The 14,265-nt window shown below is 68.7% G+C and carries 13 protein-coding genes; 9 read left to right on the forward strand and 4 right to left on the reverse strand.

Going from position 1 to position 14,265, the window contains the following annotated elements; genetic code table 11:
• Positions 1-17: 17 nt before the first annotated feature.
• Entirely contained in the window at positions 18-1,451 is a 1,434-nt protein-coding gene (locus tag EOJ32_RS08765) for a mannose-1-phosphate guanylyltransferase/mannose-6-phosphate isomerase (RefSeq protein ID WP_127898296.1), read from the forward strand.
• On the opposite strand, the gene EOJ32_RS08770 is transcribed toward EOJ32_RS08765, so the two are convergent.
• On the reverse strand, positions 1,452-2,204 hold the full coding sequence (locus tag EOJ32_RS08770; RefSeq protein ID WP_127898297.1) for a DsbA family protein: 753 nt from the start codon (positions 2,202-2,204) through the stop codon (positions 1,452-1,454).
• Between the two features lie 157 nt (positions 2,205-2,361).
• On the opposite strand from EOJ32_RS08770, the gene EOJ32_RS08775 reads away from it, so the two are divergent.
• The 6 genes from EOJ32_RS08775 (at position 2,362) to EOJ32_RS08800 (ending at position 10,800) form a co-directional block, all read left to right on the forward strand.
• On the forward strand, positions 2,362-3,498 hold the full coding sequence (locus EOJ32_RS08775; protein ID WP_127898298.1) for a pyridoxal phosphate-dependent aminotransferase: 1,137 nt from the start codon (positions 2,362-2,364) through the stop codon (positions 3,496-3,498).
• Positions 3,495-4,703, forward strand: coding sequence for an N-acetylmuramoyl-L-alanine amidase (locus EOJ32_RS08780; RefSeq protein ID WP_127898299.1), 1,209 nt, complete (start codon positions 3,495-3,497; stop codon positions 4,701-4,703). The genes EOJ32_RS08775 and EOJ32_RS08780 overlap by 4 nt, the downstream gene beginning before the upstream one ends.
• Before the next feature lie 75 nt (positions 4,704-4,778).
• The gene (locus tag EOJ32_RS08785) at positions 4,779-7,322 is read left to right on the forward strand and encodes a penicillin-binding protein 1A (RefSeq protein ID WP_127898300.1); all 2,544 of its coding nucleotides are present in this window, start codon (positions 4,779-4,781) and stop codon (positions 7,320-7,322) included.
• 218 nt (positions 7,323-7,540) lie between these two features.
• The gene (gene prfB / locus EOJ32_RS08790; protein WP_045999394.1) at positions 7,541-8,665 is read left to right on the forward strand and encodes a peptide chain release factor 2; all 1,125 of its coding nucleotides are present in this window, start codon (positions 7,541-7,543) and stop codon (positions 8,663-8,665) included.
• Positions 8,662-9,648: an aldo/keto reductase gene (locus EOJ32_RS08795; protein WP_127898301.1), complete on the forward strand. Its 987-nt coding sequence runs from the start codon at positions 8,662-8,664 to the stop codon at positions 9,646-9,648. The genes prfB and EOJ32_RS08795 overlap by 4 nt, the downstream gene beginning before the upstream one ends.
• Before the next feature lie 87 nt (positions 9,649-9,735).
• Complete coding sequence (locus tag EOJ32_RS08800; protein ID WP_045999393.1) at positions 9,736-10,800, forward strand: patatin-like phospholipase family protein; 1,065 nt, start codon at positions 9,736-9,738, stop codon at positions 10,798-10,800.
• Here the strand turns inward: EOJ32_RS08800 and EOJ32_RS08805 are convergent.
• Genes EOJ32_RS08805 through EOJ32_RS08815 form a run of 3 tightly spaced genes read right to left on the reverse strand, consistent with a single transcriptional unit; the run spans position 10,797 to position 12,929 of the window.
• On the reverse strand, positions 10,797-11,714 hold the full coding sequence (locus EOJ32_RS08805; RefSeq protein ID WP_127898302.1) for a pseudouridine-5'-phosphate glycosidase: 918 nt from the start codon (positions 11,712-11,714) through the stop codon (positions 10,797-10,799). The two genes, EOJ32_RS08800 and EOJ32_RS08805, sit on opposite strands and share 4 nt — an antisense overlap.
• Positions 11,711-12,589: a PfkB family carbohydrate kinase gene (locus EOJ32_RS08810; protein WP_127898303.1), complete on the reverse strand. Its 879-nt coding sequence runs from the start codon at positions 12,587-12,589 to the stop codon at positions 11,711-11,713. The genes EOJ32_RS08805 and EOJ32_RS08810 overlap by 4 nt, the downstream gene beginning before the upstream one ends.
• Positions 12,573-12,929 (reverse strand): helix-turn-helix transcriptional regulator, encoded by a 357-nt coding sequence (locus tag EOJ32_RS08815; protein ID WP_045999391.1) that lies wholly within the window; start codon positions 12,927-12,929, stop codon positions 12,573-12,575. Before EOJ32_RS08815 ends, EOJ32_RS08810 begins: the two co-directional genes overlap by 17 nt.
• Before the next feature lie 189 nt (positions 12,930-13,118).
• On the opposite strand from EOJ32_RS08815, the gene EOJ32_RS08820 reads away from it, so the two are divergent.
• Together EOJ32_RS08820 and EOJ32_RS08825 are read left to right on the forward strand one after the other, a co-directional pair.
• Entirely contained in the window at positions 13,119-13,493 is a 375-nt protein-coding gene (locus EOJ32_RS08820) for an AtpZ/AtpI family protein (protein WP_045999390.1), read from the forward strand.
• 2 nt (positions 13,494-13,495) lie between these two features.
• On the forward strand, positions 13,496-14,245 hold the full coding sequence (locus EOJ32_RS08825) for a F0F1 ATP synthase subunit A (RefSeq protein ID WP_045999389.1): 750 nt from the start codon (positions 13,496-13,498) through the stop codon (positions 14,243-14,245).
• Positions 14,246-14,265: the final 20 nt, after the last annotated feature.

The raw sequence follows: 14,265 nt of genomic DNA on the forward strand, positions 1-14,265 counted from the left end.
CGCCCAAGGGGTTTGCGATGACGATGATTACACCGGTGCTGATGGCGGGCGGTTCGGGCACGCGGCTGTGGCCCGTGTCGCGCAAGAGCTTTCCCAAGCAGTTCGCCGCCCTGACCGGGGACGAGACGCTGTTCCAGGCCTCGGCCCGGCGGCTGTCGAGCGCGGGATTCGCGGCGCCGGTGGTGATGACCAATTCCGACTTCCGCTTCATCGTGGCCGAACAGCTGGAGCAGGCGGGCATCGCGCCGGGCCGCATCGTGATCGAACCCGCGGGCCGCAACACGGCGCCGGCGATCCTGGCGGCGGCGCTGATGGTGGCGGCGGATGATCCCGACGGGCTGGTGCTGGTCGCGCCGTCCGACCACGTGATCCCCGACGCCCAGGCCTTTGCCGCGACCGTGGCCCAGGGCGCCCAGGCCGCGGCGCAGGGGCGCATCGTGACCTTTGGCATCACCCCCGACCGCCCGGAGACGGGTTACGGCTATCTGGAACTGGCCGGTGCCGGAGAGGGGCCGCAGCCCCTGGCGCGGTTTGTCGAGAAGCCTGACGCCGATCGGGCGGGCCAGATGCTGGCGGCGGGCAACTATCTGTGGAACGCGGGCATCTTCCTGTTCAGCGCCCGCACCATGATCGAGGCGTTCCGCGCCCACGCCCCTGCCTATCTGGAGCCGGTCCAGCAGGCGCTGGACCAGGCGCATCTGGACCTGGGTTTCTTGCGGCTGGCCAAGGCGCCCTGGGCCGGGGTCGAGGATCAGTCGATCGACTATGCCGTGATGGAAAAGGCCGACAACCTGACCGTGGTGCGGTTTTCGGGCCGCTGGTCGGACCTGGGCGGCTGGGACGCGGTCTGGCGCGAGGCGCTGGACCATGCGCCGTCGGATCACGGCGTGGTCACCGACGGCAATTCCACCGCGATCGACTGTCAGGACGTGCTGCTGCGGTCGGACAGCGACGATCTCAAGGTCGTGGGCATCGGGCTGCGCGACGTGATGGTGGTGGCGACCTCGGACGCGGTGCTGGTCGCCGACCGGGGCCGGGCGCAGGACGTGCGGCTGGCCGTGTCCGCTTTGAAGGCCAAGCGCGCCAAGCAGGCCGAGGCGTTCCCCCGCGACCATCGCCCCTGGGGCTGGTTCGAGACGCTGGCCCTGGCCGACCGCTTTCAGGTCAAGCGCATCGTGGTGAAACCCGGTGCGGCCCTGTCGCTGCAAAGCCATGTCCACCGGTCGGAACACTGGATCGTGGTGTCGGGCACCGCGCGGGTCACCGTCGACGACAGCGTGACCCTGGTGACCGAGAACCAGTCGATCTATGTGCCCCTGGGCGCTGTCCACCGGATGGAGAACCCCGGCAAGGTGCCGATGGTCCTGATCGAGGTGCAGACCGGCAGCTATCTGGGCGAGGACGACATCATCCGCTACGAGGATGTCTATTCGCGCAGCAGCGCCGACTGATCACATGCTTTCGCGGATCTGGGCGATGGTCTGGGCCACGCCCGCCCGCGGAACGCCGCGCAGCATCTGGTCGCCGATCACGAAGGTCGGCGTCCCCTGGATCGCCATCGTCTGGCCCAGCTCGTGGTTCTTCTGCAGCACCATGTTCACCGCATCCGTGTCCATATGCGCCATGATCGCGTCGGCATCGACGCCGATCTCTTCGGCTATGCCGCGCAGCGATTCATCCGTCGCGGGCGCGCGCAGGGCCATCAGCGCGTCATGGGCCTTTTTATAGGCCTCGTCCCCGGCGATCTGGTGGACCGAGATGGCAAAGCGGCTGGACAGTACGCTTTCCTCTCCAAGAATCGGAAATTCCTTCAGGATCAAACGAATGTTGCCATCTTCCTCGACCGCGTCATGGACCTCGGCGTTGAACTGGCGGCAGACGCCGCAGCGATAGTCGATGAACTCGACCATGGTCAGGTCGCCGTCCGGATTACCGCCCACCCAGCTGTGCCCATCGTCGAACAGCGCGTCGCTGTTGGCTTCGACCAGCTGCAGGTCGGTCTGCGCCGCATCCTGGGCCTGGCGGTTCTCCAGCACGTTGATCGATTCGATCAGCACCTGCGGGTTCTCCATCAGATAGTCGCGCACCGCCTCGCCGAAGGCGGCCTTTTCATCGTCGGTCATGGCCGAGATGTCGAAGGCCGTCGCGGGCGCGGACAGGGCCAGGCTGGTTCCCAGGAAAAAGGCGGCGGTCAGGCGTGTCATGGGGCATCCCTTGGTCTGATGTGGGCGACAGCTTGGACCGCCGCGTCCGCGATGGCAAGAACGCCCCCGACACGGCTGCGTGACGGCACGCCCCCGCCTAAAGGCTGGAGCGTGCCGCCGTCCCGCGCTATCACAAGGCAAAAATGAGGCCGAGCGAATGCGACACTCCCTGCGCGGACAGGTTGACCCGTTCATCGTGATGGACGTGATGGAGGCGGCCGCCCGGGCCGAGGCGGCAGGTCGCCATGTCATCCACATGGAGGTCGGCCAGCCCGGCACCCCCGCCCCCCTGGGCGCGCGACAGGCGCTGGCGCAGGCGCTGGAACAGCCTTTGGGATATACTGTGGCCCTGGGCCTGCCCGCGCTGCGACAGGGGATCGCGGACCTCTATCGCCGCTGGTACGGGGTCGATCTGGACCCTGCGCGGGTCGTCGTGACGCCGGGCAGCAGCGGGGCCTTCATCCTGGCCTTTTCTGCGCTGTTCGATGCGGGCGACAGGGTGGCGATGGGCTATCCGGGCTATCCCAGCTATCGCCAGATCCTGCGCGCGATGTCGCTGACCCCGGTCGGCATCCCGACCCGCCCCGAGGACCGCTATCAGCCCCGGCCCGACGATCTGCCCGACGACGTGCAGGGGCTGATCCTTGCCTCTCCGGGCAATCCGTCAGGGACGGTGCTGACCGTGCCGGAGCTGGCGGGCCTGACCCAGGCCGCTGCCGCGCGGGGCATGGCGGTGATATCGGACGAGATCTATCACGGGCTGTCCTATGCCGACCGCTGCCATTCCGCGCTTGAGGTGACGGATGAGGTTCTGGTCGTAAACTCCTTCAGCAAATACTTTTCCATGACAGGGTGGCGGGTCGGATGGATGGTCGTGCCGCCCGATATGGTGCGCACGGTCGAGCGTCTGGCCCAGAACCTGTTCATCTGTCCGCCCCATGCCAGCCAGGTGGCGGCCCTGGCCGCGCTGGACTGCATCCCCGAGGCCGAGGCCAACCGCGCCGTCTATGCCGAGAACCGCCGCCTGATGCTGGAGGGGCTGCCGCGCGCGGGCTTTGACCGCATCGCCCCGCCCGAGGGCGCGTTCTACATCTATGCCGACGTGTCGCACCTGACCGACGATTCCGTGGCCTTTGCGGCCGAGATCCTGGACAAGGCGGGCGTCGCCGTGACGCCGGGGCTGGACTTCGACCCCGACCGCGGCGCGCGCACGCTGCGCTTTTCCTATGCCCGCGCAACGGCGGACATCGCCGAGGGCCTGGCCCGGCTGACGGCCTTCATGGCGGCCAGATGAGGCTTCTGCTGCTGATCCTGCTGCTGCTGGCGGGGCCGGTCCAGGCCCAGGATCCGGCACGGCTGATCCTGGGCGGGTCGTCCCTGACGCAGGCGCCGCAGGGCTGGTGGCACCGCGCCTTTGGCCCGCAGCCGCTGGAGCTGTCGCTGGCGCTGGACCGCCCGGTGCCGTGGCGGACATTCCTGGTCGGCGATCCCGCACGCCTGGTCGTCGATCTGCAGGGCGTCGACCTGAGCGGCCGCAGCCCTGCCGACCTGTTCGGACAGGACCTGGCGCCTGCGATCCGGTGGGGCAGCTTTCGGCGCGGCTGGTCGCGGATGGTGATCGAACTGCCGGGGCCGTTCCGCGTGGCCGAGGCCGGGATGCGCACCCAGGGGGCCGAGGCGCGGCTGCGCATCGCCCTGAACCCCGTAGCGCCCGAGGATTTCGCGCCGCGCCCGTCGGCCGCGGCGGCGCTGCGCAACCTGCCCGATCCGGCGGACCTGCCACCGCCCGCCACCGCGACGGGGCTGGCGGTGACGCTGGACCCCGGCCACGGCGGCTTCGACCCCGGCGCGCAGGCGGGCCCCGATACCGAGGCCGCGCTGGTCCTGACATTCGCGCAGGAGCTGCGCACCGCCCTGGAGGCGCGGGGCGTGACGGTCACGATGACCCGCGACAGCGACGTCTATGTCAAGCTGGAGGACCGGATGACCGCGGCGCGGCAGTCGGGGTCCCACCTACTGCTGTCGCTGCATGCCGATGCGCTGCCGCAGGGGCAGGCGGCGGGGGCCACGGTCTATGTCTGGAACAGTTCGTCCGACACGCGGGCGGGCCAGCAGCTGACGATGCGCCATCAGCGCGATGACCTGCTGGCGGGGATGGACCTGCGCGGCCAGGACGACGCGCTGGCCACGGTGCTGATGGATTTCGCGCGCACCGACACCCAGCCCCGGTCCGAGGCCTTCGCGCGGCTGCTGACCTCGCGCATGGCGCTGCGGGGGATCGGGCTGCACGGGCGGCCGGTGCAGGGGGCGGCGTTTTCGGTGCTGAAATCGCCCGACATCGCGTCGGTCCTGCTGGAACTGGGGTTCATCTCGGACCAGACGGACCTTGCGAACCTGACCGACCCCGAATGGCGCGCCCGCATGGTCGAGGCCGTGGCCGAGGCCACGACCGGCTGGTGGCGCGACGAACAGGCGCGCGCGGGACTGCTTCGTCACTGACACACCCAGTGTTGCTTTGACCGGGGGACCCGTGGCCGTTATAGACGCGGCGAAACCCCGACAAAGGCTGACCCCGTGCTGCGACCCATCCTGTCTTTCTTCGGTGCGATCTTTTCCTGGGTGGTCACCGGGGTGTTCTTTGCGGTCCTGACCGTCGGCGGCATCTTCTGGATCTATTCGCGCGACCTGCCTAGCCACGAGACGCTGGCCCAGTATTCGCCCAAGACCATCAGCCGCATCTATTCCGCCGAAGGCCAGCTGATCGACGAGTTCGCCGAGGAGCGCCGCATCTTCGTGCCCATCGACGAGGTGCCCGACCTGATCAAGCAGGCCTTCGTCAGCGCCGAGGACAAGAACTTCTACAGCCATCCGGGCTATGACCTGCGCGGCATCCTGTCCGCCGCCTTCGAGGCCGCGGTCTCTGGCGGGTCCAGCGTGCGCGGCGCGTCCACGATCACCCAGCAGGTGATGAAGAACTTCCTTCTGTCCAGCGACCGCAGCGTGGAACGCAAGGTCAAGGAGCTGATCCTGGCCGCGCGGCTGGAACGCAGCCTGTCCAAGGACCAGATCCTAGAACTGTACCTGAACGAGATCTTTCTGGGTCAGAACAGCTTCGGCGTGGCCGCCGCGGCCCAGACCTATTTCAACAAGTCGCTGTCCGAACTGGCGCCGCACGAGGCCGCGATGCTGGCCGCCATGCCGCAGGCGCCCGGCCGCTATCACCCCGTGACCGCCAAGGAGCGCGTGACCGAACGGCGCAACTATGTCCTGCGCGAGATGTGGCAGAACGGCTTCATCGACGAGGCCACCTATGAGGCCGAGGCCAAGCTGCCGCTGCGGTCGGTACAGAACGGGGACTATCCGTCGTTCCGCCGTGCGCTGCCACCGCGCGACTATTTCACCGACGAGATCCGCCGCCAGCTGAGCCTGGAGTTCGGCCAGGAGGAATTCTTTGGCGGGGGGCTGACCATCCGCGCGACCGTCGATCCCGACCTACAGTCGGAGGCTGCAAGCGCGCTGCAGACCGCGCTGGAGGATTACGACCGCAACCGCGGCGTCTGGCGCGGCACCGGAGAGGTGATCGAGGCCGGACTGCTGACCGACGAGGCCAGCTGGCGCGGCGCGCTGTGGGACCTGCGCCTGCCGCGCGACATTCCGGGCTGGCACCCGGCCGTGGTGCTGGAGGTCGGGGCATCCGACGCCCGCATCGGCATCGAGGGGATCGAGGAGGACACCGACGGTCACTGGATCCCCGCATCCGACGTGCAATGGGCCCGGCCCCTGGACCGCGAGACGCGCACGCTGGGACCGCGCGCGCAGGTTGCGGGCGATCTGGTGCAGGTGGGCGACGTGGTCCTGGTCCGCGCCATGATGGATGGTGCCGATTTCAACCGCTGGAGCCTGCGCCAGGTGCCCGAGGTGCAGGGCGGTTTCATGGCGATGGACGTCAATACCGGCCGCGTCCTGGCGATGCAGGGCGGGTTCTCGTACGAGAGCAGCGTCTTCAACCGTGCCACGCAGGCGCAGCGCCAGCCGGGATCGTCCTTCAAGCCCTTCGTCTACGCCGCGGCGCTGGACAACAACTATACCCCCGCAACCATCGTCGTGGACGAGCCGATCCGCATCAACACGCCCCAGGGCCTGTGGGAACCGCAGAACTCGTCGGGGCGCCATTACGGGCCGACGCCGCTGCGGACGGGCATCGAGCAGTCGCGCAACCTGATGACCATCCGCATCGCGGATGACATCGGCATGGATCGGGTCGCCAAGTATGCCGAGGATTTCGGCGTCTATGACACGCTTGCGCCGTTCCTGGCCAACGCCCTGGGCGCGCAGGAGACGACGCTGTTCAAGATGGTCGCCGCCTATGCGATGTTCGCCAACGGCGGCGAGCGGGTTGAGCCCACGCTGGTCGACCGTGTCCAGGACCGCCGCGGGCGCACCGTCTATCGCCACGACCAGCGCGTCTGCGAGACCTGCGCGATGCAGGCCATGCCCGCCGGGCAGGCGCCGGTGATCGACACCAACCGCGAACGCGTGATGGACGCGGTCACGGCCTATCAACTGACCTCGATGCTGGAGGGCGCGGTCGAGCGCGGTTCGGGGTCGGGCGTCGATCTGCCCGTGCCGATCGCGGGCAAGACCGGCACGACCAACGATGCCAAGGACGTGTGGTTCATCGGCTATTCCAGCAACATCGTGGCGGGTTGCTATCTGGGCTATGACCAGCCGCGTTCGCTGGGCGAACGGGCCTATGGGGGGACGCTGTGCGTTCCGGTCTTCAACGCCTTCATGCGCGAGGCCGTGGCCGAGTATGGCGGGACGGAGTTCACCGTCCCGCCGGGCGGCTATTGGGTCAAGATCGACCGCATCACCGGCCAGCGCTTGCCGGACGATGCCAGCGGCCCGAACGTCATCGCCGAGTATTTCCGCGACGGCACCGATCCCGACTGGCTGACACCCTATGTCGTGTCGGGGTTTGGCGACGAGGTGGTGATCCTGCCCTGGGAAGCCGGGGCCAGCGGTGGGGGGCAGGCGATCACGACCTCGACCGGCGAGAGGCGGGTCATTCCGGGGCGGACCGATTTCGGCACCATGTCGTCGGGCGGGCTGTACTGAGGCCGCGCGCCCGTTTGCGTCCCGCGACGGGCGGGGGGCTTGCTGCCCCCCGCACCCCCCGCCCATCGCGGTGACGATGAGGTGTCACGGGGGGCGTCCGGAGCGGGACCGGTGGGTGCATGGCGCAGCGGGCGTGGCGTAGGGCCGTGCCGGTCTTGCCCAAGGGCGGCCTTCGCGGTATCACCCCGGACCTGACGCCTGACCGAAGGAATCCGCCCATGCGCGCCGAGACGCAGTCCACCATCGAGGCCATCCGCCGTTCCCTGACCCTGCTGGGCCAGCGCCTGGACTGGACCACCGCGCCGCATCGCCTGGAAGAGATGAACGCCATGATCGAGGATGGCGACCTGTGGTCGGACCCGGCCCGCGCGCAGAAGCTGATGCGCGAGCGGCAGTCGCTGTCGGACGCCATTGAGACCTATCGCCGGATCGAGGGCGACCTGTCGGCCAATGCCGAGATGATCGAGCTGGCCGAGGAGGAGGGCGACGCCGAACTGGTGTCCGAGGCCGAGGGCAACCTCAAGGCGCTGGCCAAGATGGCCGCCCAGAAGGAACTGGAGGCGCTTCTGAACGGCGAGGCTGACGGCAACGACACCTTCCTGGAGATCAACGCGGGCGCGGGCGGCACGGAAAGCTGCGACTGGGCGTCGATGCTGGCGCGCATGTACGTGCGTTGGGCCGAGAAGAAGGGATACGAGGTCGAGCTGCTGTCCGAGACGCAGGGCGAGGAGACCGGTATCCGCAGCGCCGCCTACAAGGTCAGCGGGCACAACGCCTATGGCTGGCTGAAATCGGAATCGGGCGTGCACCGGCTGGTGCGCATCAGCCCCTATGACAGCGCGGCGCGGCGGCACACCTCGTTCAGCAGCGTCTGGGTCTATCCGGTGGTCGACGACAACATCGAGATCGACATTCCCGACCGGGACATCCGCATCGACACCTATCGGTCGTCGGGTGCTGGCGGTCAGCACGTGAACACCACGGATTCCGCCGTGCGGATCACCCACCTGCCCACCAACATCGTCGTCACGTCGTCGGAAAAATCCCAGCACCAGAACCGCGCCAACGCCATGGCCGCGCTGAAGGCGCGCCTGTACCAGATGGAGCTGGACCGCCGCAACGCGGAGGTGAACGCCCAGCATGCCGCCAAGGGCGATGCGGGCTGGGGCAACCAGATCCGCAGCTATGTCCTGCACCCCTATCAGATGGTCAAGGACCTGCGCACCAGCGAGGAGACCAGCGACACCCAGGGCGTGCTGGACGGCGACTTGGACCGCTTCATGGCCGCGACCCTGGCCCTGGACGTGGCCGGGAAAAGCCGCGCCGAGGCCAACGCCGAGTGATCGCACGGCGCCAGCTGGGGCAGGGCGGTCCCCTGGTCGGGGCCGTGGCCCTGGGGACGATGAACTTTCAAGGCACCTATGGCGCGGCTGACGCGGCGGAGAGCCAGCGGGTGTTCGACGCCTGCATCGACATGGGGATCGACCATATCGACACCTCCGACGTCTATGGCGCGGGCGGGGCCGAGGAGATGCTGGCCCCGGTCCTGACGCGCCACCGGGGCCGCGTGACGATCGCCAGCAAGGCGGGCATCACCCGCAATCCGGACCATCCCTTCGACAATTCGCCCGCCTATCTGCGCGCCGCGCTGGAGCGGTCGCTGCACCGCATGGGGGTCGAGCGGATCGACCTCTACTATCTGCACCGCCGCGAGGCCGCACGCCCGGTCGAGGAGGCGATGGAGACGCTGATGCGCCTGCGCGACGAGGGCAAGATCGGCGCCGTCGGCCTGTCCGAGGTGGCGCCGTCCACGCTGGAACGCGCCTGCGCCATCGGTCCGGTGGCCGCCGTGCAGTCGGAATATTCGCTGTGGTCGCGCCAGGTCGAACTGGGCATGGTCGATGCCTGCGCGCGTCACGGGGCGGCGCTGGTTGCGTTCTCTCCGGTTGGGCGGGGGGTCTTTGCCGATGTGCCGCCGGACCCGGCGGGCTTTGCGCCGGGCGATCTGCGCGCCGGCATGCCGCGGTTTCAGGTCGACACCTGGGCGCGCAACCTGCCGCGGTTGCGGGCCTTTGCGGACTGGGCGCGCGATCAGGGCGAAAGCCCGGCGGCCGTGGCGATCGCATGGGTGCTGTCGCGCGCGCCGCATGTCATCGCGCTGCCCGGATCGCGCAGCCTGGAGCATTGGCGTCAGATCGCCCGCGGCGCGGGCCTGTCGCTGAGCGCCGACCAGCTGGCCCGGATCGACGCGATCCTGCCCGCCGGGTGGGCGCATGGCGCGCGCTATGGCACCGCGATGGCGCAGGGGCCCGAAGGCTGGGCGTGATGCCGCAGCGCGGCATCGGCGCGGAACTTGCCATGATATCGGACCTTTGTATGATGCTGCGACTGCATCATGAACAAGGGGCGGGCCATGGAGATCAAACGCATCAATCTGGCCCTGCAGGGCGGCGGCGCGCATGGGGCCTTTACCTGGGGCGTCCTCGACCGCCTGCTGGAGGAGGAGTGGCTGGAATTCGCGGCGATCAGCGGCACTTCGGCCGGGGCGCTGAATGGCGCGGCGCTCAAGGCGGGGCTGGCGGCGGGCAAGGGCCTGGCCGGGCGGCGTGCCGCGCGCGAGAACCTGGATGCCCTGTGGATGCAGGTCGGATCGAAAAGCGACAACCGCGTGGTGCGCTGGACGCAGTCGGTGATGCCCATGTCCCGCGGCATGCAGCGCTGGACCGAGATGGTGTCCCCGGCCGCCTGGATGGACAACCTGACGCGGCTGTTCAGCCCCTATGATTACGGCCCGTTCTACGTCAACCCGCTGGAATCGCTGCTGCGCGACCTGCCTTGGGCCGATTTCACCTGCGATCGGGGGCCGGACCTGTATGTCGCTGCCACGAACGTCCGCACGGGCCGCATCAAGGTCTTCACCGGTGGCCAGGCGACGGTCGATGCGGTGATGGCCTCGGCCTGCCTGCCGACGTTGTTCCGCGCGGTCGAGATCCACGACAGCGACACCGGGCGCATCGAGGCCTATTGGGACGGCGGCTATGCGGGCAACCCGGCGCTGTTCCCGCTGTATCGCGCAAGCCTGCCCCGCGACATCCTGATCGTGGCGATCAACCCGCTGATGCGCGAGGTGCTGCCCCGCACCCCGGTAGAGATATCGGACCGCGTGAACGAGGTCAGCTTCAACAGCAGCCTGATGAATCAGCTGCGCGCCATCAATTTCGTCAAGCGCCTGTTCGCCCAGGGCAAGATGGACGGCGACGCGATGAAGAACGTGCTGATCCACCTGATCGACGACGACAAGCTAATGACCGACCTGTCGGCGCGCTCCAAGCTGATGCCGCGCCCGGGCCTTCTGGCGGCGATGAAGGCGGCGGGCCAGCAGGCCGCCGACACCTTCCTGTCCGACCATGCCGACAAGCTGAACAGGGCCGACAGCTTCGATCTGGCGGCCCTGTTCCCGGCGCAGCGCGTGGTCTAGGCCATCGCGGCGGCGATGCGCGCCGCCAGCCGCGCGTTGTTCAGCACCAGTTCGATGTTGCTTTCCAGCGAGCGACCTTGGGTCAGTTCGAAGATGCGCGACAACAGGAAGGGCGTCACGGCCTTGGCGGCGATGCCTTGGGCCGCGGCCTCGGACAAGGCCTGTTCGATCACGGGCATGATCTGGTCCTGCGGGATCTCGGCCTCGACCGGGATCGGGTTCGCGACCAGCTGGCCACCCTTGAGGCCCAGGGCCGCGCGCATCGCGGCGGCGGCGGCAATCTCCTCGGGGCTGTCCATGCGCAGCGGCGCGCGGATGCCCGAGGCGCGCGACCAGAAGGCCGGCAGCTCGTCCTGGCCATAGGCGATGACCGGCACACCCAGGGTCTCCAGCACTTCCCAGGTCTTGGGCAGGTCCAGGATGGCCTTGGCGCCTGCGGCCACGACCGTCACGGCGGTCTGCGCCAGCTCCTGCAGGTCGGCCGAAATGTCGAAGCTGTCCTCGGCCCCGCGATGGACGCCGCCGATTCCGCCGGTGGCGAAGACCTTGATGCCCGCCAGCTGCGCGCAGATCATGGTGGCCGCGACCGTGGTGGCGCCGGTCCGGCCATTGGCGATGCAGACGGCCAGGTCGGCGCGGCTCAGCTTCATCGCGTCCGCCGGCGGGGTCTGCGCGAGGGCGCGCAGGGCCGCAGGCGTCAGGCCGATATGGATCTGGCCGCCCATGACGGTGATGGTCGCGGGGACGGCGCCGCCCTCGCGGATGGTGGCCTCGACCTTCTCGGCCATCTCCAGGTTCTGGGGCCATGGCATGCCATGGGTGATGATCGTCGATTCCAGCGCCACCACGGGCAGGCCGCGATCAAGCGCGTCGCGAACCTCGGGGGCGAAGGTGAGGGGGGCAGTGTGGGTCACGGGACGTCCTTTCCGGAGACATGCGCGGCCGAGGCCCTGACGGCCTGCCGCAGCGCCGCGTCGCGCGGCATTTCCTTGAGTTCAGCGGCCAGATGGGCCGCAAGAAAGCAGTCGCCCGCACCGGTCACGCGTTCCACGGTGACGGTGGGGGGCTGATGGGTCAGCGTGGGGCCTCCGGCGATCGCCTCGGCCGCGGGATTCGGGCCGTCGGTGACCAACACGCGGGCGGCGCCGCGCGCCACGACCGCCTCGGCGGCCAGGGCCGCGTTGGCGCAGGCGCGTCCGGCCAGGATTTCGGCCTCAAGGCGGTTCAGATAGAAGCAGCCGCGCCGCGCGGCGATCAGCGGCTCCAGGCGTTCGGCCTTGCCGGGGCTGGCGGGCACCACGCGCAGGTCGGCGCGCATCAGGCGCGGATCGCGCGCGATGGCGGCCAGCAGCTCCTCGGTCAGGTTGCCGTCCAGGACTACGGGGCCGGTCCAGGCGGGCAGGGTGTCCAGCGGCGCCAGGATCGCGGCGCCGGCCAGCTCCAGGCTCAACGCGTCGGCCACGGCAGCGATCAGCCCCTCGCTGTCCTCGATCGCCATATAGCAGTCGGTGGGCAGGCCCGCGTCACGCGTCAGATGCTCGGTCATCACGCCAAGACGCTGCGCCTCGGCGATCAGGCCCTCGCCCTCGGAATCGCGGCCCACGGCGGACAGGACCGACGGTGTCATGCCCCACCGCGCCAATGCGACAGCCACGTTCAGCGCCACGCCGCCCGGCAGGTGGCGAATGCGGCCCGGCACGTCGGCACCCGGCGCCATGCGGCGCGGCGCGCGGCCGATCACGTCCCACAGCATCGCGCCGATGCACAGCACGTCAGGCGTCTTGGTCATCGTCATCCCCCAGCTGGGCGTTCAGAAAACGTTCGAAATCGTCCAGGTCCACCGGGTCGAACTGCCCGAACCCCTGCATCCAGACCGAGGCCTGGCGCATCCCGTCCGGGTCCAGCTTGCACCAGGTGATCCGGCCGCGCCTCTCCTGCCGGATCAGGCCGGCGGCCGCAAGCACCGCCAGATGCTTGGAGATCGCCGCAAGGCTGACCTGGAACGGATCGGCCACGTCGCTGACCGCCATGTCATCCTCCAGCAGCATCGACAACACCCGACGCCGCGTCGGGTCCGACAGGGCCGCAAAGATCAGATCCAGCCGGTCCGGCGGGGTGGGCGGGGTCATGGCGGGGCTTTCTGCGGAGGGCGATGGTCAACCGGGCGGTTGAATGATGGCGCGGCGCGATCGGGATTGCAAGATTGCCGTCATCGAAGAAAGACAATGTGGATCAATGCGTTGCAGGCAGGTCTCAGTTGCTTGACTTGGGGGGCGTCTGCCCCTAGACAGCGCCCAACGACGTCAGGGGCGTGACAGATGGCCGAAAGACCCCAGGGCGATGCGGACAGGGCGGCGGATGCCGACCGGCTGCGCGCACTGGAGGCCAAGCTGGCCGCCCTGACGCCAAAACCCGAAGGCCCCGGCCCGATGGGAAAGTACGAACAGGCAAACCTTGCCTGGCGGATGGTGATCGAACTTGTGACCGGCCTGGGGCTGGGCTTCGTGTTCGGTTACGGGCTGGACTATCTGATGGGCACGACGCCCTTCCTGATGGTCCTGTTCATCTTCCTCGGCCTTGCGGCTGGCGTCAAATCCATGATGCGCACCGCGTCCGAGCTTGACAGGAAATCCGGCCCCGCGCCGGAAGGCGAAAAATCCGGCGAACGGCCGGACCGTGACGAAAGGGACTGATCGTGGCGACGGAAGCGACTGGCGGCGGCCTTGAATTCCACCCGATGGACCAGTTCGTGGTCTCGCCGCTGTTCGGTGACGGGCCCGTGGCGTGGTACACGCCCACCAACGTGACGCTGTGGCTGGCGCTGACGGCGCTGGCATCCATCGCGCTGCTGGTGCTGGGCACCCGCGGCCGCGCCATCGTGCCGAACCGCGCCCAGTCCATCGCCGAGATGGCATACGGCCTGGTCCACAAGATGATCGAGGACATCGCCGGCAAGGATGGCCTGCGGTATTTCCCCTACATCCTGACGCTGTTCATGTTCGTGGTTTTCGCGAACCTGCTGGGCCTGCTGCCGCTGGCCTTCACCACGACCTCGCACATCGCCGTCACCGGCGTTCTGGCGCTGGCGGTGTTCTTCGGCGTCACCATCATCGGCTTCGTCAAGAACGGCGCGCATTTCCTGGACCTGTTCTGGGTGCGCTCGGCGCCGCTGGCCGTGCGCCCGGTCTTGGCCGTGATCGAGGTCATCAGCTACTTCGTGCGTCCGCTGTCGCTGTCCATTCGTCTTGCGGGCAACATGATCGCCGGCCACGCCGTCATCAAGGTTTTCGCGGGCTTCGCGGCCATCGCCGCCGTCGCCCCTGTCGCCATCATCGCGGTCATCGGGATGTACGCCTTCGAGGTGCTGGTCGCCATCGTCCAGGCCTACGTGTTCACCATCCTGACCTGCGTTTACCTCAAGGACGCGCTGCACCCGTCGCACTGACGCGACGGTCCTCGCAGCCC

The organism is Paracoccus sp. Arc7-R13 (assembly GCF_004010775.1).
Classification (GTDB): domain Bacteria; phylum Pseudomonadota; class Alphaproteobacteria; order Rhodobacterales; family Rhodobacteraceae; genus Paracoccus; species Paracoccus marcusii.

Excerpts from the sequence above, each read along its gene's own strand:
- EOJ32_RS08765 (WP_127898296.1), top strand. The coding sequence starts at position 18 with ATGACGATGATTACACCGGTGCTGATGGCGGGCGGTTCGGGCACGCGG.
- EOJ32_RS08770 (WP_127898297.1), bottom strand. The coding sequence starts at position 2,204 with ATGACACGCCTGACCGCCGCCTTTTTCCTGGGAACCAGCCTGGCCCTG.
- EOJ32_RS08775 (WP_127898298.1), top strand. The coding sequence starts at position 2,362 with ATGCGACACTCCCTGCGCGGACAGGTTGACCCGTTCATCGTGATGGAC.
- EOJ32_RS08780 (WP_127898299.1), top strand. The coding sequence starts at position 3,495 with ATGAGGCTTCTGCTGCTGATCCTGCTGCTGCTGGCGGGGCCGGTCCAG.
- prfB (WP_045999394.1), top strand. The coding sequence starts at position 7,541 with ATGCGCGCCGAGACGCAGTCCACCATCGAGGCCATCCGCCGTTCCCTG.
- EOJ32_RS08800 (WP_045999393.1), top strand. The coding sequence starts at position 9,736 with ATGGAGATCAAACGCATCAATCTGGCCCTGCAGGGCGGCGGCGCGCAT.
- EOJ32_RS08810 (WP_127898303.1), bottom strand. The coding sequence starts at position 12,589 with ATGACCAAGACGCCTGACGTGCTGTGCATCGGCGCGATGCTGTGGGAC.
- EOJ32_RS08815 (WP_045999391.1), bottom strand. The coding sequence starts at position 12,929 with ATGACCCCGCCCACCCCGCCGGACCGGCTGGATCTGATCTTTGCGGCC.
- EOJ32_RS08820 (WP_045999390.1), top strand. The coding sequence starts at position 13,119 with ATGGCCGAAAGACCCCAGGGCGATGCGGACAGGGCGGCGGATGCCGAC.